The organism is Shimia fortis (assembly GCF_040225985.1).
Taxonomy (GTDB): domain Bacteria; phylum Pseudomonadota; class Alphaproteobacteria; order Rhodobacterales; family Rhodobacteraceae; genus Shimia.
Genome location: NZ_JBBPEU010000004.1, coordinates 16693 through 38740 on the forward strand (window position 1 = coordinate 16693; position 22048 = coordinate 38740).

General features: G+C 61.3%; 21 protein-coding genes. 15 read left to right on the top strand and 6 right to left on the bottom strand.

The genetic code is table 11. The features are described from left to right. Nucleotides 1-17 precede the first annotated feature (17 nt). From WNE31_RS07985 to WNE31_RS08020, 8 genes are all read left to right on the top strand, one after another. A complete protein-coding gene (locus tag WNE31_RS07985) occupies nucleotides 18-872 on the top strand; it encodes an FAD binding domain-containing protein (protein ID WP_349979205.1) in 855 nt (284 codons plus the stop codon). 11 nt (nucleotides 873-883) lie between these two features. Continuing rightward, a complete protein-coding gene (locus WNE31_RS07990) occupies nucleotides 884-1378 on the top strand; it encodes a (2Fe-2S)-binding protein (RefSeq protein WP_349979206.1) in 495 nt (164 codons plus the stop codon). Then, on the top strand, nucleotides 1375-3801 hold the full coding sequence (locus WNE31_RS07995; protein ID WP_349979207.1) for an aerobic carbon-monoxide dehydrogenase large subunit: 2427 nt from the start codon (nucleotides 1375-1377) through the stop codon (nucleotides 3799-3801). Before WNE31_RS07990 ends, WNE31_RS07995 begins: the two co-directional genes overlap by 4 nt. A 60-nt stretch (nucleotides 3802-3861) precedes the next feature. Continuing rightward, a complete protein-coding gene (locus WNE31_RS08000) occupies nucleotides 3862-4737 on the top strand; it encodes an AAA family ATPase (RefSeq protein WP_349979208.1) in 876 nt (291 codons plus the stop codon). Further along, nucleotides 4734-5921, top strand: a complete 1188-nt coding sequence (locus WNE31_RS08005) for a vWA domain-containing protein (protein ID WP_349979209.1) — start codon at nucleotides 4734-4736, stop codon at nucleotides 5919-5921. Before WNE31_RS08000 ends, WNE31_RS08005 begins: the two co-directional genes overlap by 4 nt. Then, nucleotides 5918-6703, top strand: coding sequence for an XdhC family protein (locus WNE31_RS08010; RefSeq protein ID WP_349979210.1), 786 nt, complete (start codon nucleotides 5918-5920; stop codon nucleotides 6701-6703). Before WNE31_RS08005 ends, WNE31_RS08010 begins: the two co-directional genes overlap by 4 nt. A 103-nt stretch (nucleotides 6704-6806) precedes the next feature. Further along, entirely contained in the window at nucleotides 6807-7259 is a 453-nt protein-coding gene (locus WNE31_RS08015; protein ID WP_349979211.1) for a CoxG family protein, read from the top strand. Then, the gene (locus WNE31_RS08020; protein ID WP_349979212.1) at nucleotides 7252-8202 is read left to right on the top strand and encodes an XdhC family protein; all 951 of its coding nucleotides are present in this window, start codon (nucleotides 7252-7254) and stop codon (nucleotides 8200-8202) included. Before WNE31_RS08015 ends, WNE31_RS08020 begins: the two co-directional genes overlap by 8 nt. A 40-nt stretch (nucleotides 8203-8242) precedes the next feature. Here WNE31_RS08020 and WNE31_RS08025 read toward each other — a convergent pair whose 3' ends face one another. Beyond that, nucleotides 8243-9571 carry an aminotransferase class III-fold pyridoxal phosphate-dependent enzyme gene (locus WNE31_RS08025; RefSeq protein WP_349979213.1) on the bottom strand — a complete coding sequence of 443 codons (1329 nt, stop codon included), beginning with the start codon at nucleotides 9569-9571 and terminating at the stop codon, nucleotides 8243-8245. A 94-nt stretch (nucleotides 9572-9665) separates the two neighbouring features. Here WNE31_RS08025 and WNE31_RS08030 point away from each other — a divergent pair, with 94 nt between their 5' ends. Beyond that, the gene (locus WNE31_RS08030) at nucleotides 9666-10589 is read left to right on the top strand and encodes a LysR substrate-binding domain-containing protein (RefSeq protein WP_349979214.1); all 924 of its coding nucleotides are present in this window, start codon (nucleotides 9666-9668) and stop codon (nucleotides 10587-10589) included. Nucleotides 10590-10639: 50 nt separating this feature from the next. On the opposite strand, the gene WNE31_RS08035 is transcribed toward WNE31_RS08030, so the two are convergent. The 5 genes from WNE31_RS08035 to WNE31_RS08055 all read right to left on the bottom strand — a co-directional run bounded on the left by WNE31_RS08035 (nucleotide 10640) and on the right by WNE31_RS08055 (nucleotide 17192). After that, nucleotides 10640-12550 (bottom strand): PhoX family protein, encoded by a 1911-nt coding sequence (locus WNE31_RS08035; RefSeq protein ID WP_349979215.1) that lies wholly within the window; start codon nucleotides 12548-12550, stop codon nucleotides 10640-10642. 143 nt (nucleotides 12551-12693) lie between these two features. Then, on the bottom strand, nucleotides 12694-13833 hold the full coding sequence (locus WNE31_RS08040; RefSeq protein ID WP_349979216.1) for a hypothetical protein: 1140 nt from the start codon (nucleotides 13831-13833) through the stop codon (nucleotides 12694-12696). A gap of 8 nt (nucleotides 13834-13841) precedes the next feature. After that, nucleotides 13842-14399, bottom strand: coding sequence for a hypothetical protein (locus tag WNE31_RS08045; RefSeq protein WP_349979217.1), 558 nt, complete (start codon nucleotides 14397-14399; stop codon nucleotides 13842-13844). A gap of 28 nt (nucleotides 14400-14427) precedes the next feature. Continuing rightward, the gene (locus WNE31_RS08050; RefSeq protein WP_349979218.1) at nucleotides 14428-14622 is read right to left on the bottom strand and encodes a hypothetical protein; all 195 of its coding nucleotides are present in this window, start codon (nucleotides 14620-14622) and stop codon (nucleotides 14428-14430) included. Nucleotides 14623-14690: 68 nt separating this feature from the next. After that, nucleotides 14691-17192: an arylsulfatase gene (locus WNE31_RS08055; protein WP_349979219.1), complete on the bottom strand. Its 2502-nt coding sequence runs from the start codon at nucleotides 17190-17192 to the stop codon at nucleotides 14691-14693. 161 nt (nucleotides 17193-17353) lie between these two features. Here WNE31_RS08055 and WNE31_RS08060 point away from each other — a divergent pair, with 161 nt between their 5' ends. The 6 genes from WNE31_RS08060 (at nucleotide 17354) to WNE31_RS08085 (ending at nucleotide 22018) form a co-directional block, all read left to right on the top strand. Beyond that, complete coding sequence (locus WNE31_RS08060; RefSeq protein ID WP_349979220.1) at nucleotides 17354-18349, top strand: helix-turn-helix transcriptional regulator; 996 nt, start codon at nucleotides 17354-17356, stop codon at nucleotides 18347-18349. A gap of 140 nt (nucleotides 18350-18489) precedes the next feature. Next, nucleotides 18490-18648: a lipoprotein gene (locus WNE31_RS08065; RefSeq protein WP_349979221.1), complete on the top strand. Its 159-nt coding sequence runs from the start codon at nucleotides 18490-18492 to the stop codon at nucleotides 18646-18648. 104 nt (nucleotides 18649-18752) lie between these two features. Further along, nucleotides 18753-19613, top strand: a complete 861-nt coding sequence (locus tag WNE31_RS08070; RefSeq protein ID WP_349979222.1) for a crotonase/enoyl-CoA hydratase family protein — start codon at nucleotides 18753-18755, stop codon at nucleotides 19611-19613. Nucleotides 19614-19667: 54 nt separating this feature from the next. Continuing rightward, entirely contained in the window at nucleotides 19668-20195 is a 528-nt protein-coding gene (locus WNE31_RS08075; RefSeq protein ID WP_349979223.1) for a CoxG family protein, read from the top strand. Between the two features lie 135 nt (nucleotides 20196-20330). Then, on the top strand, nucleotides 20331-21260 hold the full coding sequence (locus WNE31_RS08080; protein ID WP_349979224.1) for an ABC transporter ATP-binding protein: 930 nt from the start codon (nucleotides 20331-20333) through the stop codon (nucleotides 21258-21260). Continuing rightward, a complete protein-coding gene (locus WNE31_RS08085) occupies nucleotides 21257-22018 on the top strand; it encodes an ABC transporter permease (RefSeq protein WP_349979225.1) in 762 nt (253 codons plus the stop codon). The genes WNE31_RS08080 and WNE31_RS08085 overlap by 4 nt, the downstream gene beginning before the upstream one ends. Nucleotides 22019-22048 lie beyond the last annotated feature (30 nt).

Here is a 22048-nt window from a genome sequence, read left to right on the forward strand (position 1 = left end):
TGTAGGGAGGAGAGGCAATGATTCCAGCTGCCTTTGAGTATTATAGACCCAAGAACCTAGAGAGCGCCTTGTCCGTTCTTCAGGAACACGGAGATGATGCACGCGTGATCGCGGGCGGGCACAGTCTGATCCCCATGATGAAATTGCGCATGGCCGAGGTGCCGCACCTGATCGACCTTCAGGATGTGGAAGGGCTGCACGGGGTGTCCATCGAGGGCGACCGTATCCGTATCGGCGCAATGACCACCCAGCACGACATTATCAACCACGTCCAGCTGGCCACCGCTGCGCCGATCATGCGCGAAGCATCTTTGCAGATTGCCGACCCGCAGGTGCGGTACATGGGCACGGTCGGCGGCAATGTCGCCAACGGAGATCCGGGCAACGACATGCCGGGGCTGATGCAGTGTCTGGATGCCACGTTCACGCTGGTCGGGCCGGATGGAGAACGTGAGGTCGCGGCGCGCGACTTTTATGAAGCGGCCTATATGACCGACCGCGAGGATGAGGAAATCCTGACGGCGGTCGCGTTCACCGCACCCGTGGGCGGATACGCCTATGAAAAGCAGAAGCGCAAGATCGGTGACTACGCCACCGCGGCAGCAGCCGTGCTTTTGACGAAAGAGGGTGGCGTGTGCACCTCGGCGTCGATTGCCATGACCAACCTCAGTGACACGCCTGTTTATTCCGAGGATGCGGGCGCGGCGCTGGTGGGGACGTCTCTGGATGACGCAGCGGTCAAGGCGGCGGTAGATGCCATGCTGGGCGATATCGACCCCACGCAGGACAACCGCGGACCCATCGAATTCAAACGCCACGCTGCGGCAATCATTCTGCGCCGCGCGATCGCAAACGCCTGGGCCAGAGCCTGAGGAGAGAGATCATGTCCAACAAGAAACACATCAAACTGACCGTCAATGGCGAGGAGCAAGAGTTCCTGGCTGAACCGCGCGAGTTGCTGATCCACACGCTGCGCGAACGCCTGCGCAAGACCGGCCCGCATATCGGCTGTGAAACCTCGCATTGTGGGGCCTGCACTGTGACCATGAATGGCAAATCGGTGAAATCCTGCACCGTGTTCGTGGCACAGGCCGATGGTGCCGATATCACCACCATTGAAGGACTGGGCAATCCGGACACCCTGCATGTGCTGCAGGAGGCGTTCAAGGAACACCACGGGTTGCAGTGCGGCTTTTGCACGCCGGGCATGATCACCCGCGCGTCCAAGCTTTTGGAGGAAAACCCGAACCCGACCGAGGAAGAGGTCCGGTTCGGCATGGCAGGCAACCTGTGCCGCTGCACCGGTTATCAGAACATCGTCAAATCCATTCTCGCCGCTGCGGCCGAGATGAACTCCGCAAAGGAGGCAGCACAATGAACAAGGAACTTACCCGCGAAGAACGCGCCGATGCGCTGGGCGGTATGGGATGCAAGCGCAAGCGTGTGGAAGATGCCCGCTTTACCCAAGGCAAGGGCAACTATGTGGACGACATTCAACTGCCGGGCATGTTGCATGGCGATTTCGTGAGGTCCCCTTATGCGCACGCCAAGGTTGTGTCGATCAATGCCGAGCCCGCGCTGGCGCTGGACGGTGTTATTGCGGTTCTGACCGCCGAAGATCTGGCGCCGCTTGGTCTGCACTGGATGCCGACTCTGGCAGGCGACAAGCAAATGGTGCTGGCAGACGGAAAGGTCCTGTTCCAGGGGCAGGAAGTGGCCTTTGTCGTGGCGAAAGACCGCTACATTGCCGCTGATGCCGTGGAACTGGTCGAGGTGGAATATGAAGAACTGCCCGTGCTGACCGATCCCCACGCCGCGCTTGAATCCAACGTGGTTCTGCGTGAAGACCTGATGGGTGAAGATGGCAGCATTCCTGACGGTGCCCACGGTCCGCGTAAACACCCGAACCATATCTTCACCTGGGAAGTGGGTGAGAAAGAGGCCACGGAACAAGTGATGGGCGAGGCAGACGTGGTGGCCGAAGAGATGGTATATTACCACCGCACGCACCCGTGCCCCCTGGAAACCTGCGGCTGTGTGGCCTCGATGGACAAAGTCAACGGCAAGTTGACCCTGCACGGTACCTTCCAGGCGCCGCACGCGATCCGCACCGTGGTCAGCCTGATCTCGGGGATCGAAGAGCACAATATCCGCGTGATCTCGCCCGATATCGGCGGCGGCTTTGGCAACAAGGTGGGGGCCTATCCCGGTTATGTCTGTTCGGTTGTGGCCTCGATCGTCACCGGTGTGCCGGTGAAATGGGTCGAGGACCGGATGGAAAACCTGATGACCACCGCCTTTGCCCGCGACTACTGGATGCGCGGCAAGATCAGCGCCACCAAAGAGGGCAAGATCACCGCTCTCTGGTGCCACACCACGGCAGACCACGGCGGCTTTGACGCCTGTGCCGACCCGACCAAGTTTCCGGCCGGGTTCATGAACATCTGCACCGGCTCTTACGACATCCCGACCGCCTATCTGGCTGTCGATGGTGTTTATACCAACAAGGCGCCGGGCGGGGTCAGCTATCGTTGTTCGTTCCGTGTGACCGAAGCGGCCTATTTCATCGAGCGCATGATTGAGGTTCTGGCGATCGAGTTGAACATGGATGCGGCCGAGCTGCGCCGGATCAACTTCATCAAGAAGGAACAGTTCCCCTATCAGTCTGCACTGGGCTGGGAATATGACTCGGGTGACTACCACACCGCCTGGGACAAGGCGTTGAAGGCCGTCGACTATGAGGGGCTGCGTGCGGAACAGGCCCAACGCGTTGAGGACTTCAAGGCTGGCAAAACCCGCAAGCTCATGGGCATTGGCCTGACGCATTTCACCGAAATCGTCGGCGCGGGTCCGGTCAAGAATTGCGATATCCTTGGCCTTGGCATGTTCGACAGCTGCGAAATCCGCATTCACCCGACCGGATCGGCGATTGCGCGTCTTGGTACGATCTCGCAGGGGCAGGGCCACGCGACCACCTTTGCGCAAATTCTAGCGACCGAGATCGGGCTGCCAGCGGATAGCATCACGATTGAAGAGGGGGATACGGACACCGCGCCCTATGGTCTTGGCACCTACGGTTCGCGGTCCACGCCGGTCGCCGGTGCGGCCACCGCGATGGCCGGGCGCAAAATTCGCGCCAAGGCCCAGATGATCGCGGCCTACTTGTTGGAAGTGCACGACGATGACGTCGAATTCGACGTTGATCGTTTCGTGGTCAAAGGCGCGCCTGAAAAGTTCAAAACGATGAAGGAAATCGCCTTTGCCGCCTATAACCAGGCCATTCCGGGGATCGAGCCGGGACTGGAAGCGGTCAGCTATTACGACCCGCCGAACATGACCTATCCGTTCGGGGCCTATGTCTGCGTGATGGATATCGACGTGGACACTGGTGAGACCCATATCCGCCGCTTCTATGCACTGGATGACTGCGGCACCCGCATCAACCCGATGATCATCGAGGGGCAGGTGCATGGGGGTCTGACCGAGGCGCTGGCCGTCGCTTTGGGACAAGAGATTGCCTATGACGAGATGGGCAACGTCAAGACCGGCACACTCATGGACTTTTTCCTGCCGACTGCGTGGGAAGTGCCGAACTATGAAACCGATCACACCGTGACCCCCAGCCCGCATCATCCGATCGGGGCCAAGGGGGTCGGCGAAAGCCCCCATGTGGGCGGTGTGCCCTGTTTCTCGAATGCCGTGAACGATGCGTTCCGCGCATTTGGTCTGCGTCACACGCATATGCCCCATGATCATTGGCGGATCTGGAAGACCGCGAATGAACTGGGCCTGCACGGCTGACGCGAGGGTGCGCGCGGCCGGGGATGACCGCGCGCACCTGTTTGACCCGTTGAGGAGCTCATGACCTGGATCGATTTACAAACTGCCCTGGCGGCAAAGAACTATGTTGCCTCTGACGACCTTGCGGTGTCGCTGCATCTGACCCTGTCACTGCAACGCCCGTTGTTGTTGGAAGGGGCGGCAGGCGTTGGCAAGACCGAGGTGGCGCGGGTGCTGGCCGCGGTGCAGGACACGCGTCTGATCCGCCTGCAGTGCTATGAGGGGCTGGACGCGGCTCAGGCGATTTACGAATGGAACTACCAGCGCCAGTTGCTTGCGATCCGCGCGTCTTCCGAGGCGGGCGAAACGGGTAAGGCGGTTGAAGACCGCATTTTTTCCCGTGATTACCTGCTTGAGCGCCCTTTGCTGGCTGCAATCACGCAGGAACGCGCGCCGGTCTTGCTGATTGACGAGATTGACCGCGCGGATGAGGAATTCGAGGCCTTCCTGCTGGAAATTCTGGCCGATTATCAGATCACTGTGCCGGAACTGGGCACCATTACGGCCACAACGATCCCCACGGTTATACTGACCTCGAACGGTACCCGTGATCTGTCGGATGCGTTGCGGCGGCGCTGCCTGTTTGCCTATGTGGATTATCCGGACCGTGCCACGGAACTCGCGATCCTGAAGGCGCGGTGCGCCGGGATCGAGGCGCGTCTTGCCGAGCAGGTGGTCGGCTTTGTGCAGACGCTGCGCAAGGAGGAACTGGAAAAGGTGCCCGGCATCGCCGAGATGCTGGATTTTGCAGCCGCGCTCATGGGGCTGGGCATAGGCGATCTGACCGAAAATCCCGCAGCCCTGCAAGCCACACTCACGACACTTTTGAAAACACAAGGCGACCGCGCACACATCACTACCGAAGTGGCGCAGCGCATTGCGGGGAAAGCGGCATGAGCCGCGTCACGCGCTTTGCCGGTCGGGATCCGGGCGCCACGGCGCGTATGGCCGGTTTCCTTGCCCATTTGCGCGAAAACGGGCTGCGGCTCGGGGTGCAGGAAACCGAGGCGGCGCTTGCCTCCCTGACATGTGTCGAGGCTGCGCGCCCAGAAGAAGCGCGCCGCGCGCTCAAGGCCGTTTGCACAGGATCAAAGGACGAAGCACAGCAATTCGACGCTCTGTTTGACAGTTTCTGGATGGATGCAGGGCGGGTGCGGACCAAGGTCGTGCCCAGGACCACGCCGCCCGCAAAAGGGGATGACAGTGTGCACTCGTCGCGTGATGCCAACGGGCAGGATGCAGGCGGGGCCGGGGATAGCACCGCGCCGGATGGGGGCGAATGCGAGGCCGACAGTGATGGCGAGGGCAAGCTGATTGCGACCGAGATGCGCAACCTGTCGCGCCGCGACCTGCGTGATCTGGTGCGGCCCGAAGAGATTGCCGAGGCTGAAGAGGTGGCCCGCCGGTTGGGATTGGCACTGCGCGACCAGCGTTCCCGTCGCCGTATCGCGGCCCGCAAGGGCGACCGGTTGCATTTCCGTAAAACCATCCGGCGCAGTCTTGCCACCGGTGGCGAACCCATCCGCCTGATCAAACGCAAACGCCCGGATCGCAGCCGCAAGATCGTGGCGCTTTGTGATGTGTCTGGTTCGATGAGCGTTTATGCGCAGGTGTTTCTGGCCTTTCTGGCGGGGTTGATGCGGGGCGACCCGAGGGCTGATGCGTACCTGTTTCACACGCGGCTGGTGCGGATCACCGAGGCGCTGCGCGACAAGGATGCCATGCGCGCAATCGGGCGCATGTCCCTGATGGCAGACGGGTTCGGGGGCGGGTCGAAGATCGGCGAGAGTCTCGAACGGTTTGCGTCGACCTATGCCCGCCGTTTTGTCGACGGTCGGTCTGTCGTGATGATCCTGTCTGATGGCTATGACACTTCGGACCCCGCGCATATCGACGCCGCGCTGGGCAAGCTGCGCAAACGGGGCTGTCGCATCATCTGGCTGAACCCGCTGAAAGGCTGGCGTGATTATGCACCGGTTGCAGCGGGCATGGCTGCCGCCCTCCCGCATCTTGACCGCTTTGCCGCCGCCAACACGCTGGCCGATCTGGCCGCACTGGAAAAGGAGCTGGTTTCGCTATGACACCTGCAGAATTGCTTTCCACGGATTTGGCTGAAACCGCCCAGTCCCTGCGCGCCAGAGAAGAGCCGTTCGCCTTTGCAACCATCGTGCGCACGGCGGGCACCACGGCAGCCAAGCCGGGGGCCAAGGCGATCATCGGGGCGGACGGAACGATTTTGCACGGATTTCTAGGTGGCGGCTGCACCCGAGGCGCAGTGAAACGGGCCACCCTCGAAGCCCTTGAAACCGGCACGCCCACGCTGGTTTCGGTGGCGCCGGAAGAGTTTTTGAAAGACATCGGCGTCAGCGCCGGTGCGATCGTGGAAGGGGTGACCTATGCGCGCAACGGATGTCCGTCGCGGGGCACGATCGACATCTTCATCGAGCCCTGCCTTCCGGTGCCGGAACTGACCGTGCTTGGAAACTCTCCTGTGGCCGAGGCGCTGGCGCAGATCGCGCCCCAGTTTCACTGGTCCATCAGCCGTGCTGTTGGGGCGGCAAAACCCCGGGGCAAGATGAGCGCAGTCGTCGTGGCCACGCAGGGACAGGGGGATCTTGACGCGCTGCGCGATGCCCTGGCGCAAGATGCCGCCTACGTGGCCTTTGTCGGCAGCAAAAAGAAATTCTCGGCCCTGTCAAAGAAACTCTTGGAGGCAGGGGTTCGCGAGGCTGAGATCGCCCGCGTATCGGCCCCGGCCGGTCTGGATATCGGCGCGGTCACGCCCGAAGAGATCGCGCTCTCCATTCTGGGAGAGTTGGTTTCCGTGCGTCGCAATTCGGTGGAAAGGACACAAAATGCATAAAGTTTTCATGCGCTTCACCCGCTTCTTCAAGCCCTCGCCCGAGCAGGCCGAGGTGCTTGCCAAAATCAAGTTTCCCTGTTGCTGACAAAAGAAAGGAACCGTCATGGAACTGTCTGACGAAATCACCATCGATGCACCGCGTGACGTCGTTTACGCGGCCCTGAATGATCCCGAAATCCTCAAACGCTGTATTCCGGGCTGTGAAGAACTGATCAAGAAGTCTGATACGGAACTTGAAGCCAAGGTGGTTCTCAAGGTGGGGCCAGTCAAAGCCAAGTTCAGCGGCGATGTGGTGTTGCATACGGACGGCGCGCCCGAGACGTTTTCCTTGGAGGGGCAGGGCAATGGTGGCGCAGCGGGTCATGCCAAAGGCGGTGCCGATGTCACCCTGACCGAGGACGGGGGCCAGACCATTCTGCGCTATGAAGCCAAGGCGGTGATCGGGGGCAAGCTGGCGCAACTTGGCAGCCGCCTGATACAGAGCACAGCCAAGAAACTGGCGGCCAAGTTCTTTAAGTCATTCGCCGATGTCATGGCGGAGGAACCCGTTGCCTGAGCCGATTGTGTATACAGAACATCCGGTGGATGTCCTCGGGCATGCAGTACGCCTGCAGTCCGAGGCACAGCGGGTTGTCCTGATCACCTCTGTCGATATTCGCGGGGGCGCGGCCCGGGAACTGGGATCGCTGGCCGTGGTGTCCGAGAGCGGTGGCATGTTCGGCTATATGTCCAACGGGTGTATCGACAGGGATATCCGTGAACAGGCGCTGTCGTTGCTCGGCTCAGGCAAGGGCGCGAAGACCCTGCGCTATGGAGAGGGGTCGCCGTTTTTTGACCTCAAGCTGCCATGTGGCGGGTCGCTGGAACTTTTGCTGGATGCCGATCCCGATCTGGCGACACTTCGGGCGGCGCATCGCGATCTGATCGCGCGGCGGTCTGTCTGCATCGACTTTCGACCTCCGGGCGGGGAAGAACACATCAGCTTTGAATATGCGCCGAAATCCCGTCTGGCGATTGCAGGGCGTGGCGCTGTTTTTCGCGCAACCGTGCAAGTGGCCGAAGCTTCGGGATTTGAAACCCTCGCCTATTCGCCGGAAGAGGCCGATCTTGAGGCCGTCGCGCATCTTTGCGCAGAAGAGCCGGTTTTCCTGTCGACCCCACGTGCCAGACAGACGTTACCGCTGGATCGCTTTTCAGGGTTCCTGACCTTGTTCCATGACCACGACTGGGAACCGGAACTGCTCAAATCCGCCCTGATGACAGAGACGCGGTTCATTGGCTGTCTCGGCAGCCAGAAGACGCAGCAGCTGCGGCTGAATAATCTTAGGGCTGATGGGGTTGACCCGGGTTCTCTCGAACGGATCAATGGCCCGATCGGTCTTGTGCCATCGCTGCGCAATGCACCTTCGATTGCGATTTCCGCCATTGCCGAAGTGGTGGGGCGGTTTCCTTCAAGCATCCGACAAGTGCAGGAAGCAGACAAACGAAACGCCGCCTGAAAGGGGCGGCGTCTTGTCTTCGAGATGCGATTGCGTCGAACTATGTCGCGGCGGCTGGTAGATGATGGGCGCCTGTTATGTGCCCTATCGAGTCGCGCATCACCAACATGATATCGTCAATATCCTCGGGCGTGCAGATATAGGGTGGGGCGATGGCCAGAACGTCGCCGATGATGCGGAAAAACACGCCCCGGCGTTCGGCCTCTTCGCCAATGCGGCGACCCAGATCGGGGCCGAATTTCCCGTTGGTGTCAAACTCGACAGCCGCCAGCATCCCGTCCCTGCGCACATCCAGAACGCCCGGCAGGGACTTCAGGTCTTGCAGGTGGGTGCCGATACGGTCACCGAGCGTCTGCACATGGGTAGGCAGATCCATTTCCGCATAGATATCAAGGCATTCAAGGGCCACTGCCGCTCCGACGGGGTGTCCGCCATAGGTGACTCCATGCCCCAGCGTTCCGTGCTGACCCGCGAGACCGGCCATCGTGTCGCGGACGTGGTCTGTCATGGCGACGGCGGACATGGGGAACACCGCGGCGGTTAGCTGTTTGGCCATGGTCATCATGTCGGGCGCGATGTCATAGGTTTCGCAGGCGAACCACTGGCCCGTGCGGCCAAACCCGCAGATGATCTCGTCAGCGATCAGAAGGATGTCGTGGCGGGCGAGCACCTCTTGGATTTCGGACCAGTAGCCCTCGGGGGGCAGGATCACACCGCCCGCGCCCATCGCGGGTTCTCCGATAAAGGCGGTGATGGTGCACGCGTCTTCCTGCCGGATCAGTGCGTCCAGTTCGCGGGCTCGGCGTTTGGAAAAGGCGATCTCGGTTTCGCCCGGGTCTGCATCGCGCAGGAAATGTGGCCGGCCCGTGCGCAGCACATCCGCCAGCGGCAACCCGAACCCGTCATGGCAATAGGTCAGCCCGGTCAGGGCCGCGCTCATCTGGCCAGACCCGTGATAGGCGCCTTCACGGGCGATGAAGCGGCGTTTGTCCGGCTTGCCGCGCGCCTCTTGATAGTAGCGGGCGAATTTCGCTGCTGTTTCCACCGCTTCGGATCCGGACGTGCCGAAAAACACGTGGTTGAGGGGGCCGGGCAGGTGTTGCGCCAGACGTTGGGCCAGACGGTTCGTGATTTCGGGGGTACGGCCCATGAAAGAATGGTAATAAGCCAGTTCCCCCATCTGCCGGTCCATGGCCTGTCGTAAACGGTCAGGGGCAAAGCCGAGGGACGCGCACCACAGGGCGGACACCGCGTCGATATAGGCTTTGCCGTCGGCATCAAACACGCGAATCCCCTCGCCACGGACAAACTGCTTCGGCGGGGAAAGGTCGCTTGCCATCGGGTCGGTAAAGGGAAAAAGCTGGGCCATGCCTGTCTCCTTTGGGCAAATGCAGGTGCAAGCTTTACGCAGTCTTTTTTCTCTGTAAAATTCCAATTTTTCCGGTCATGCAGTAGGAAAATTCATGTCAGACGGGCGACTTCCCAACCTGAACGGCCTGCGCGTGCTAGTTGAGGTGGATCAACACCGCAGTTTTACCCGGGCGGCCGAGGCACTTGGGGTGACACAATCCGCCGTCAGCAAACAGATCGCGGCGCTTGAGGCGCATTTCGGTCAGCCGCTGTTTTCCCGCGCGCATCGCAAGGTCGAGATCACGCCGTTCGGTAAAAAGGTGGCGGAAATTGCGGCGACGGCCTTTGACCAGATCCAGTCCGGCCTGCGCAATGATCGCGAGGCCGCGCCGGATCAGGTGTCTCTTTGGGGGGATGCGGATTTCGTCGAGCTGTGGCTGTTTCCGCGCCTGCAACGGTTCGAGGCGCTGCATCCCGATATCCGGATTTCGATTTCGGTCGGGGTCGGGATGAACCAGCCGCCCATCGCGCCCTATGATTGTGCGATAATCTGGGGGCGGGGCGGATGGACAAACTGCCGGTTTGAACCGTTGATGACCAACAGCGTCTTTCCGGTGGCGGCCCCTGGATTCTTTCGCCATCTCGACCGGCCGCCGGAACTGTCGGACATTCCCGAGCACCAGTTGATCCACGATCAGGGCGCGTTCTGGTGGCGGGCCTTTCGCGAGGCGGCGGGTGACCGATCGTTCAATCCGAATGCGGGGCGGATCTATAATCGCAGCGCCCTTTGCCTTGAAGCGGCGGCGCGTGGCAACGGGATCACGATCGGCGACGAGGTGACGACACGTGAACATATCGAGCGCGGCACGCTCGTCTGTCCGTTCAACACGCGGCTGCCGTCGCCGGATTCTTACTTCGTAATCCTGCCGGAGAATGTGAATAAGACCGAGGCCGTAAGCCGGTTCATCCTCTGGCTGAAGGGCGAGTGTGACGAACATAACCGGTTTTTCGGGTCGTTTTGGAAGACCCGCGCCTGAGCTGCGCGCGCCCCAGCATCGGGCGCGCGCGTAAGGTTAGGAGGACCGGATCAGCCGACCAGCGCCCCGTCGTCGCGCCAGACGGCAATGACGGAAGACCGCGGCAGGCCGTTGCCATCCGGGAAAGACCCGCCAGGATGCTGGATGCCGACGAACATCGTCTTGCGGTCGGTCGACCAGCACAGGCCCGTGACTTCGCAGCCGTTGGGGCCGGTCAGGAAGCGTTCGATCTGGCCTGTGACTGGATCACCTGCCAGCATCTGGTTGTTGCCCATGCCTTCGAAGTCGCCTTCGTTTCGGTCACTGCCGTCGGTCTGGATCCAGAGCAGGCCCGAGCTGTCGAATACCATCCCGTCGGGCGAGTTGAACAGGTTGCCCTCGTTGATATTGGACGACCCCTTGTAGGCACCTTCCTGCGTCAGGGGGTTGCCCGCCATGACATAAAGATCCCAGTCAAAGACCGGGGCCGCGTGGTCGTCGTCGCGCGGGAACCAGCGCACGATCTGACCGAACTTGTTGGCCTCGCGCGGGTTAGGACCGTTCACAGGTGTTTCGTCGCCGCCGGCATTCGGCTTGATGCCGCGGTTCTTGTTGTTGGTGAGGCAGCAATACCCTTCGACCGCGACGGGGTTGGTGGCGATCCATTCGGGGCGGTCCATGGTGGTGGCCCCCACCGCCGAACCGGCCTTGCGGGCGTAAATCAGGATTTCAGCAGGCTCCATACCGGTGTTTTCCGGCGTCAGGGCGATCCATTCTCCGGTCCCGTCCGCGTTGAAGCGTGCAACATGCAGCGTCCCCTCGTTCAGCAGGTTTTCGGTGTCGCCGCCGGGCACATAGACCCCGTCTGAGACAAATTTATACATGAACTCGCCGCGTTCATCATCGCCCATATAGACGACAACCCGCCCGTCACGGGCCAGCGCGACAGCTGCGTTTTCATGTTTGAAGCGGCCAAGGCCGGTGCGTTTCTTGGGCCGTGCGGTGGGGTCTGCCGGGTCAATCTCGACCACCCAGCCGTGGCGGTGCGGTTCGTTCGGGGTTTTCGAGGTGTCAAACCGTGCATCCCACTTGTGATAGTCATAGCCCCAGCCCTTGGGGCCGATGCCATAACGCGCATAGCCGGCGTCGAGTTGAACCGGCTTCTGGTCCTGCGATTCCTCGGTCGAGCCGAAGTAGCCGTTGAAGTTTTCTTCGCAGGTCAGGTAGGTGCCCCACGGGGTCGGGCCCGACCCGCAGTTGTTGAGCGTTCCAAGCACCTGTGTGCCGGTCGGGTCGGCGTCGGTCTTGAGAAGATCATGCCCCGCCGCAGGCCCGGTGATCGTCATCGGTGTGTTGTGGTCGATGCGACGGTTGAAGGGCGAGTCGACCACGATGTCATAGCCGCCACCGTCTTTTGGGGCGACCTCGAAGATGGTGACGCCCTGGATGCCCTGGAGCAGGCGCACGTCTTCAAGGCTCTGCGGGGTGCCGGCGGCGTCGCCAGCATAGGGCAGGTTGGTTTTGCGGTTGGCGTATTCGTTGTTGATGGCGATGACTTCGCGCCCGTCGATCGAGAACAGCCACATGCCGTCGGTGTTTTCGCCAAACACCTTCGAAGCATTCGCCGCCGAGTGGCCGGTTGCCGGGTCAAAGGCGTCGGCATCCGAAAACAGGGGTTGGCCCCATTTCGCGACGGGCGCCCAGCTATAGCCCTCGGGCACGTGGACGGTGCCATCTGTCGCGATGGGAATCGGTTTGAAAGCAAAGCGCGAGGTGGATTGCGCCTGCGCCGAGGTCGTGCCCAAGACGCCCGCAGTGCCCATCACCGCCGCGCCCGACCCGAAGGCCAGCACGCCGCCAAGGAACCCGCGACGGGTCAGGGCCTCTTCCACGACATTGTCGAAATCACTGGTTTCGGGACGAGGGAAATTCAGTTCGTCCCAATCGTCGGCGGACATGTCCGTTGTGTCGATATCTGTCATCGGTTGTCTCCCAGTTGAGGCCACAAGGTAGGGCCGTTCTTCTCAGAACGCCAATGGACCCTGAGTCGATGACAAAGGTGTGAAACAACGGGGGGCGATGCAAAAAAATCCGGCAGAAGAAGGGGGGCCACCTGTCAGGCAGCTCAGAACCGCCACAGCGCGCCGATTTGGTAGGCGGTCACCGTTTGCAGGGTGCCAAGTGAGGGGGTGCGCGAGTCGTAGCGGCGCAGGCCGAGGAAGATATCCACATTCGGCCTGTCCAGATGCTGAACAATGGCCGCGCCCCACGCGGTGGCGCTTGTGCCCGCGCCGAATGTGTCGGCGTTCAAGATGTGGTCGATGGAAAGGGCCGTGACGCCCCAGGGCAGCCAGCGCAGCTTGCGGCCGAACTTGGCATAAATCCCGGTGCCGCCCGGATCGGCAAACCCGCCGGACAGGGTCAGGTTCCAGCCGCTGGACCGGTGCAGAACCGACGCAGAGCCGACAAGTTCGCAAAAGCTGGCCCCGGTGGCGGGGCGGATATGGCTGAGACCGACCGACGCCTGCACGTCAAACGTGCCCCGGGCGGCAGAATAATAAAAGCCTGTGTCAAACACGTCGTCCGCACCGATGTTCTGCAGGCGGCCCGACCCGGCGGCGATCGAAAATTGCAGGGCGTCAGTGATCTGGTTGTCGTAGCGCAGGCGCACGCGGCGCAGCCCGTCAAAGGTCTTGTAGACATCCCCGACCGCAATGCCCGACAGCGCGCCGCCCGCGCTGCGAAACTGGATGCCACCGGCCATGTCGGGCACTGAAACATTGATCGCCATATCGGTGCCCGAGAGGTCGGACCCCGCCGCGTCATGCGAGGCCATCGCGCCCTGACCGACCGAAAGCGTATGGGTCTCGTCCATGTTCCATGACACCTCTAGCCAGCGGATATCTTCCTTGGTCAGATCAATCGGATCAGGGGTGGTCGTCTGGCTGAATCCGTCCGACTGGCGCGTGCCTAGGCCGGTTTCAAACCGAAACCCGAAGGCGCGCCCCGGTTTGCGGGTGCGAAAGCCAAAGCGGCTTGGGTTCTGGGCGGCGTCCACAGCCAGCGACGAACGGTCCGCGCCGTCATCGACCGACACGTAAGAGGGCGACAGCAGCCCGTAAAAGGTTGTGTGCCGCCCAAGTGGTCCGGTCCAGTCCTGTTCCGCCTGAGCGGTGGTGGCGGTGAGCAGGAACAGGGCCAAAGCCCCAAGCGCGGCAACGCTGCGGGGCCATGCAATCCATGTGGAAAGCGGCATTGCAGACATGCGGGGCCTTATTCGATCACGGCCCGGCGATAGGTGCGACGGCGGACCCCGGCCGCAGAAACCGGTGTGCGTGGCATCCCGACCACGTCGATGAACAGCGATGTGTTCTTGCCCAGCACGGGCATGGTGCCCGACAGGATGCGGGCCACGGTATAATGCAGGTTGTCACCCTCCAGCACCGGATTGGTCAGTTCGACCACGACCTGCAACAGGCTGTCGCCCTCGAGAATCGACAGGTCGGCATTGGGCGGGTTGGACAGAAAACTGTCCTCTCCTTCGCTCCAGAACGGGATGAACCGTTCGGTGGTCATGTTGCCCGCGATCCGGTCGGGGCGGTCCGAGAAAAACAGGGTCACGGGGCTAACCCCGCGTAGGGTCAGGCGATTGGCATCCGCCGCATAGGACATGCCATGCGCAGTCTGCACGAACAGGAAATCCACCTCGGCAGCGTCTTCGGCAGAAACGCCGGTAGCCGAAGCGGCGGCGATCATCGCGGCTCCCCCGGTGCAAAGCTGGCGGCGGGTGAGGGCGGGGACACTGGGCGGCTTTGTAAGGTGATGGGGCATCTGGGTCTCCATTTGTGGATGGGGGCAGCTATTGGGGCGGCTGTGCGTTGCAGGTCCACGATCCCGAGATCGGGTGTGCAAGGCAGGTGGTGATCGGCATCGCGGCGAATTGGGACTGCGCGGGCAGTACCGGTTTGAGCGAGGGCGTGCCGCCGCCCGAAAGCGCGCCAATCGCGATCAAGAGGCCAAGTGCGGCCATCACGAGAATCTGTCTGGTCAACATCTTTGCGCCTTTCTCGCAAGGGTCAGTATCGGGCCGACAGCGGGGCCGGCCCGACAGGAAGGGCACAATCAATCGCTGGCGCGCAGCATCGCGTCCTCAAGCCGTTTCTTGTCGGCTTCACTAAGTTCCGGACGGTCGATCTTGAGCGTCAGCTTGTTGAGTTTGGCGGTCAGCTTGAACGGCGGCAGGTAGTCCGCGTCATAGACGCCAGTCAGAGTGTCCTGCCCGATGTCAAAGGCCTCGTCCCATTGCAGAACAACAGGAATGGTGTGCTTCATCTTTTTGGTCGCTACCACCTTGTCATCAACGCTCAGTGTGCCGGTGCCGCCCTGTCCGATGCCGCTGGCGTCGCCATAGGCCAGCGTGCTCGAACCGAGCCCGTCATATTTGAAGTCAAACACAACGGTGTGCTTACCGGGTGTCAGGGCCTTGTCCCCCTGCCACTGGATACGTTCGAGGTTCAGCATGTTCCACGTAAAGGTCGGCTTGCCGTCTTTGAGGTAAAAACCATAGCCCGCGAACCGGCCACCCGATGTCACGATCATGCCTTCAGCGCCGCCTTCCGGCACCTCGATTTCGGCGGTGAAAGTGTACGAGCTGTTCAGGATACTGGGTGAATCGCCCTGCGGCACACCGATCATCGGTTGGGTATAGACGAATTCGCTCCTGCCTGCGGTGATCGAGGGGCGTGCCTTCGCAATCCGCGTGGTGACCGAGGCATCCAGCGGGAACACTTGGTACTTCTCGGCCTCTTCGATGAAGATGGCCTTCAGTTCCTCGACCTTTTCGGGGTGGTCCTTGGCCACGTCCTTTTGCTGGTTCATGTCCGTTCTCAGGTCATAAAGCTGGAACTCCTGATTATTGAGCGGGTCGGGGTTGGGTGTCTTGGGGGTTTCCCAAGGCATCCGGTTGACCTTGGTGCTCAGGAACCAACCTTCATGATACAGTGCCCACTGGCCCATCATCTCAAAATACTGGGTCCGGTGACGGCTGGGCGCATCCGTGTTTTCCTTGTCGAACGTATAGGCAAAGCTGGTGCCTTCGATAGGGGACTGAATGATGCCGTCCACGATCTGTGGCTGCGCGATACCAGCAACTTCGAGGATGGTTGGCACAACGTCGATCACGTGCATGAACTGTTCACGCATCCCGCCCTTGTCGGTGATCCGATTCGGCCAGGACACAACCATGTTCTGACGGACACCGCCCAGACGGTTGGCGTTCTGCTTGAAATAGTCGAACGGCGTGTCGAAGGCCCAGGACCAACCGGCGGACATGTGGTTATAGGTCGCCTCGGTGCCCCACTCGTCATACCATTGCAGCTGGGTTTCGGCGGGCATCGCCGAGATGCCGTTGAACCAGGCCACTTCGTTCGGGGTGCCCATCGGGCCGCCCTCTGCCGAGGTGCCATTGTCGCCGTTGATATAGATCACAAGGGTGTCGTCCAGCTTGCCCAAATCCGCAACGGCGTCGACCACGCGGCCGATCTCATAGTCGGTATAGGCGGCATAGGCGGCAAAGACTTCGACCTGTTTGATGAACAGCTTTTTCTCGTTATCCGTCAACTGATCCCACGGTTTGATCTTGTCAGCGGGCCACGGGGTCATGGTCGCGTCCTGCGGGACAAGGCCCAGTTTCTTCTGGTTGTCAAAGATGGTCTGGCGCAGCGCTTCGTAGCCATCATCGAACAGTTCCATATCCTCGATCTTTTTCACCCATTCCTTGGTCGGGTGGTGCGGCGCGTGGGTGGCACCGGGTGCGTACTTCACAAAGAATGGCTTGTCCGGGTCGATCTGGTGCAGGCGGGTGATATGCGCAATCGCGTCATCCGCCATGCCGGTGATCATGTTCCATTCCGGTTTGCCGTCAAAGGGATAAATCTGTGTCGTGTTGCGGAACAGGTTCGGCTGCCACTGGTTCGCGTCACCGCCGACAAACCCATAGAAATACTCAAACCCCAGACCGGTGGGCCATTGGTCGAACGGACCCGCCTGACTGGCGGTAAAGGAGGGTGTGTTGTGATCCTTGCCGAACCATGAGGTGGCATAGCCGTTTTCCAGCAGAATACGCCCGACCGTGGCCTTGTTGTCGGGGATGATGCTGTTGTAGCCGGGATAGCCGGTGGATTGCTCCGAAATCACGCCGAAGCCCACCGAATGGTGGTTGCGGCCCGTGATCAGCGCGGCGCGCGTGGGCGAACAGAGCGCTGTCGAGTGCATGTTGGTATAGCTCAGACCCTCGGCGGCCAGCTCGTCCATCGTGTCGGTTGGGATCACCCCGCCAAAGGTGCTGGGCACGCCAAATCCGGCATCATCCAGAATGATCAGCAACACGTTCGGCGCTTCTTCTGGCGGCACCACGCTGGGCGGCCAGAACTCGGTTGATTTGAGCACCTGCGGCTCGATTTTGCCCTCGAACTTGGTGGGTGGCGGGGGCAGTTGGCTGCCGTCAATGGTGATGGTGGCGCCGGGCTGGCCGGGCTGGACATCCGCCATTGCGGGCGTCCCGGCATGGATCATCAGGACAAGTCCCGAGACCAGCGCCTTGGAAAGGTGTGATCTGTATTTCATTCGGTTTCCTCCTACGCAAAACAGGACCACGCGGCTGATCTTGGCGCGCGACGCGGCCATTCGGGCACAGTCTGGCGTCGGGTTTCTTGATCTGGGTCAAGGAATAGAGGTGGCATTTGACTTCTGTGGCCACGGCGGTCAAGCTGGGGGCAGGAGGCGAGATGACAGGTTCCATTCCCTTGATCCGCTCGGGTGCGATTGCCCCGATGCGGCGCTGGTTGCGCAAAGCCGGGCGGGACGAGACCCCATGCCTGCGGCAGGCCGGGCTGGAGTGGGTGCCGGAGGACGATCCGACCGTGCCCATTCCCCTGCTCGGGGCGATCGAACTGTTGACAACGATGTCCGGGGCTTTTGGGCCGGACACGCCCTATCGGATTGTCGGGGATGTCGGGGCGTTCGAGATAGGCCTGATCGGGGTCGAAGGGTTGCAGGGGCCGACGGTGCGGGACGGGATGCGCCGGATTTCGCAGATGATGCGGTTTCATGCCACGCACGAGCTGTTTTCCGTCACGGAAGAGGACGATGGCGCCATTCAGATCGTGGACGGGTGGTCGATGAACTTGTGGGATGCCGCAGCGATCCATTACGTGCAGCAATATGACGTGGCCCTGATCGACGGGATCTGTCAGGCGGCCACGGGGCGGCGGCCGAACCCGTCGCAGGTCTGGATGTTGCCGCATCCCGAACACGGGCTGGCGCATCTGGAGGGCCGGATGGGGCGGCAGCTGGCCGAGGCAAAGAACCGGGCGTTGACCCTCAGAATTGACGCGGAGGTGGCTGATTACAGCATCCCGCCAGATGTGTCGCGCGCGGCCCGCAGGCTGCTGCCGGACAATCCAGTGATCCTGCCGCGCGGCGCGACGCTGGCCGAGGATGTCGCGACGTTGCTGGTGTCGATGCTGCCACATACCAAGGTAACGCTGCCCGGGGTGGCAGCCGCGGCGGGGATGAGCGCGCGTACGTTCCGGCGGCGGCTGGCCGATGACGGTACGGGTTTTTTCGAGATCGTCGAGCAGGTGCGCGCCGAACGGGCGACCGTGCGGCTGTCAGACCCGAACCCGCCTTCGCTGGGGGCGCTGGCCAAAGAGTTGGGATTCCGCGATCAGGCCACCCTGACTCGTGCCATGCATCGCTGGCGGGCGGGCGCGGGGTCGTGAGGGCTGTGTTTCTGCTTTGGAGACAAATTGGCGCCAGGGCCGCACTCTGTTTTTGAAACCGAGACAGTTTTTGCAATTCGCTTGGAACGTGCCCCGATCTGGGTAAGATGTTTTGAAACAAGATTTCCGGGGGACTCGGTATGAAAAAAGTTATTGTCTTTGCCGTTTTGGCGGCTGCGCTGGCGGCGTGCAGCACACCACGTTTCAGCGATCCGACGCTGAACGGCCTTCAGTCCAGCTGTAGTGCGGGCGACATGACCGCCTGTTCCGAGCTGGCCCACCGGGTGAAGGCACAGTAACGCCTTTGTCAAAGCGGCAAGACCCGACGTCACGGGACGGGTGTCGGGAAAACCTTGCACAGGATGCGTGTTGTCTGCTTACCATTGGGTAAGGAGGACGCTACATGTCACATGTCGTTTACGAAAAAGATGGCCGGATTGGGCGGATCACGCTGAACCGGCCCGAGGTGATGAACGCAATCTCACTGGAGATGCCGGGGCAGATCGCTGCCGCCGTGGCCGAGGCCGATGCCGACCCCGGGGTGCATGTGATCGTGCTTTCGGGGGCAGGGGATGCCTTTTGTGCGGGCTATGACCTTACTGCCTTTGCCCAGACGGAAGGGACCAATCCCGGCGTACAGGATATGCCTTGGGATCCGATCAAGGATTACCAGTTCATGTGGCAGAACACGCAGGATTTCATGTCGTTGTTCCGCGCCCTGAAACCAGTGATCTGCAAGGTGCACGGGTTTGCTGTGGCGGGCGGGTCGGATATCGCGCTGTGTGCGGACCTGACTGTCATGGCCGAGGATGCCCAGATCGGATACATGCCCGCGCGGGTCTGGGGATCGCCCACAACGCAGATGTGGGTGTACCGGCTGGGCATGGAAAAGGCCAAGCGGATGCTGCTCACGGGTGACAAGATCACGGGCGCCGAGGCCGCCGAGATGGGGCTGGTGCTCAAGGCGGTGCCGGCGGAAGATCTGGACGATGCGGTCGAGGCGCTGGCGGCGCGGATGGCATCGGTGCCGGTGAACCAGCTGGCCATGCAGAAGATGGTGGTCAACCAGGCGGTCGAGGCGATGGGCCTGAACGAGACGCAGAGACTGGCCACGATTTTCGACGGGATCACCCGCCATTCTCCTGAAGGGATGAACTTTAAGGCGCGTGCAGAGCAGACCGGCTGGAAACAAGCGGTGCGGGATCGCGATGAAGGCACGTTTGACTGGACAAGAAACGTGGAAATTCCCAAACCCAACCGCTAGGGTCGGTGTGAACCGCCCATCCGGGCGCATGCGAACAGGTAGGAGACCCCCGACATGCATATGAGCGACCAGCGAGAAATCGCAGCCCCCGTTTCCGAAGTGTGGGAGGCGCTGCTGAGCGCAGATGTCCTGCTGCATTGCGTGCCGGGCGCCAAAGAGGTGACGGGCAACCCCGAAGAAGGGTTTGATGCCACGGTGGTGCAGAAGGTCGGCCCGGTGAAGGCCACCTTCAAGGGACATGTGTCGCTGTCGGACATGGTCGAGAAGCAAAGTCTGACCCTGACCGGTGAAGGCAAGGGCGGCGCCGCCGGTTTTGCCAAGGGCGGCGCCGATGTGAAGCTGAGCGCGACTGATGGTGGCACGCTGCTTGAATACGAGGTCGACGCCAAGGTCGGCGGCAAGCTGGCGCAACTGGGCAGCCGACTTATTGACGGCTTTGCCAAGAAGATGGCGGACCAGTTCTTTGAAAATCTGCAGGTCGCGCTGGAAGGCCCCGCCGAAGAGGACCAGGCCGAAGCCGCCGACGGGGACGCCCCGGCAGAAAAGAAAAAGGGCTGGGTCAAGCGCCTGACCGGCGGCTGATCGGGGCTGACATTCGCGGCGTGGCGGCGTATGGCGGGCCACGCGGGTGCGCTGGCGCACAGGACACCCTGTGGAAATCGACGTTTGATCCCCGACCAGCAATGCTATGTTGCGCGGGGAACAGAAGGGGGCGACATGGCGGCCATCGTGGAAATCGACAACCTGCGCAAGGTCTATGACGGCGGGTTCGAGGCGCTCAAGGGCGTGACGCTGACCATCGAAGAGGGTGAGATCCTTGCGTTGCTGGGGCCGAACGGTGCGGGCAAGACCACCCTGATCTCGACCATCTGTGGCATCACCAACCCCGGATCAGGGTCTGTGCGCGTGTCGGGGCATGACGTGGTCAAGGACTATCGCCAGGCGCGCCGGCAGATCGGGCTGGTGCCGCAGGAGATCAACCTCGAACCGTTTACCAAGGTGATCGACACGGTGAAATTTTCGCGCGGATTGTTCGGAAAGCCGCGCAATGATGCGTTTTTGCAGGACCTTCTAGAGAGGCTTTCGCTGTGGGACAAGAAAGACGCCCGCACCCGCGAATTGTCGGGTGGGATGAAGCGCCGCGTGCTGATCGCCAAGGCGCTGGCCCATGAACCGCGCGTGCTGTTTCTGGACGAACCCACCGCCGGGGTCGACGTGGAGTTGCGCAAGGACATGTGGGACATCGTGGCCGATCTCAAGGCGCAGGGCGTGACGATCATCCTGACGACCCATTACATCGAAGAGGCCGAGGCAATCGCCGACCGTGTGGGGGTCATCAACCGGGGTGAATTGCTGTTGATCGAGGAGAAGGCGGCGCTGATGCAACGCTTTGGCCAGAAACACCTGCAAATCGACCTGCATGACGCCATCGAGACGGTGCCCGACATGCTGGGCAAATACGGGCTGAAACTGGATACGGGCGGACAGACCCTGCACTATAGTTATGATACGCGGGGCGACCGCACGGGGATCACCGCATTGCTGAACGATATCGCCGAGGCGGGGCTGGTGTTGCGCGATCTGCGTACCGAGGAAAGCAGTCTGGAAGAAATCTTTGTCTCGCTGGTCAAGGAGGGCGCGGCATGAACTGGGCGGCGATCTGGGCCATCTACAAGGTGGAAATGATGCGGTTCTTCCGTACGCTGGCGCAGAGCTTTATCTCGCCGGTTCTGTCAACATCGCTCTATTTCGTGGTGTTCGGGGCCGCCATCGGCAGCCGCATCAACGAGGTTGAAGGCGTCAGCTATGGGGCGTTTATCGTGCCGGGGCTGGTGATGCTGTCGGTGATCACGCAGTCGATTTCAAACGCGTCCTTCGGGATATATTTCCCGAAATTCATCGGCACGATCTATGAACTCCTGTCGGCGCCGATCAACTTTCTTGAGGTGGTGATGGGCTTTGTCGGTGCAGCGGCGACCAAGGCGCTGTTCATTGGCTTGGTGATCCTTGGCACCGCGACCTTTTTTGTCGATCTGGAAATTCAGCATCCGGTGGCGATGATCTCGTTCCTTGTGCTGACCTGTCTGAGCTTTTCGTTGTTCGGGTTCATTATCGGCATCTGGGCGCAGAACTTCGAACAGTTGCAACTGGTGCCCCTGCTGGTGGTGACGCCGCTCGTGTTTCTGGGCGGATCGTTCTATTCGATCTCGATGCTGCCGCCGGTATGGCAGAGCATCACCCTGTTCAATCCGGTGGTGTATCTGATTTCGGGATTCCGCTGGGCGTTTTTCGGAATTGCCGATGTGCCCATCGGTCTGAGCTTGCTGGCAATTGCGACCTTCACTTGTCTCTGCATGGCAGCAATTTGGTGGATTTTCCGCACCGGCTGGCGAATCCGGTCCTGAGCCGCGCTCTGCCGTCGGGAAAGTCGGGAT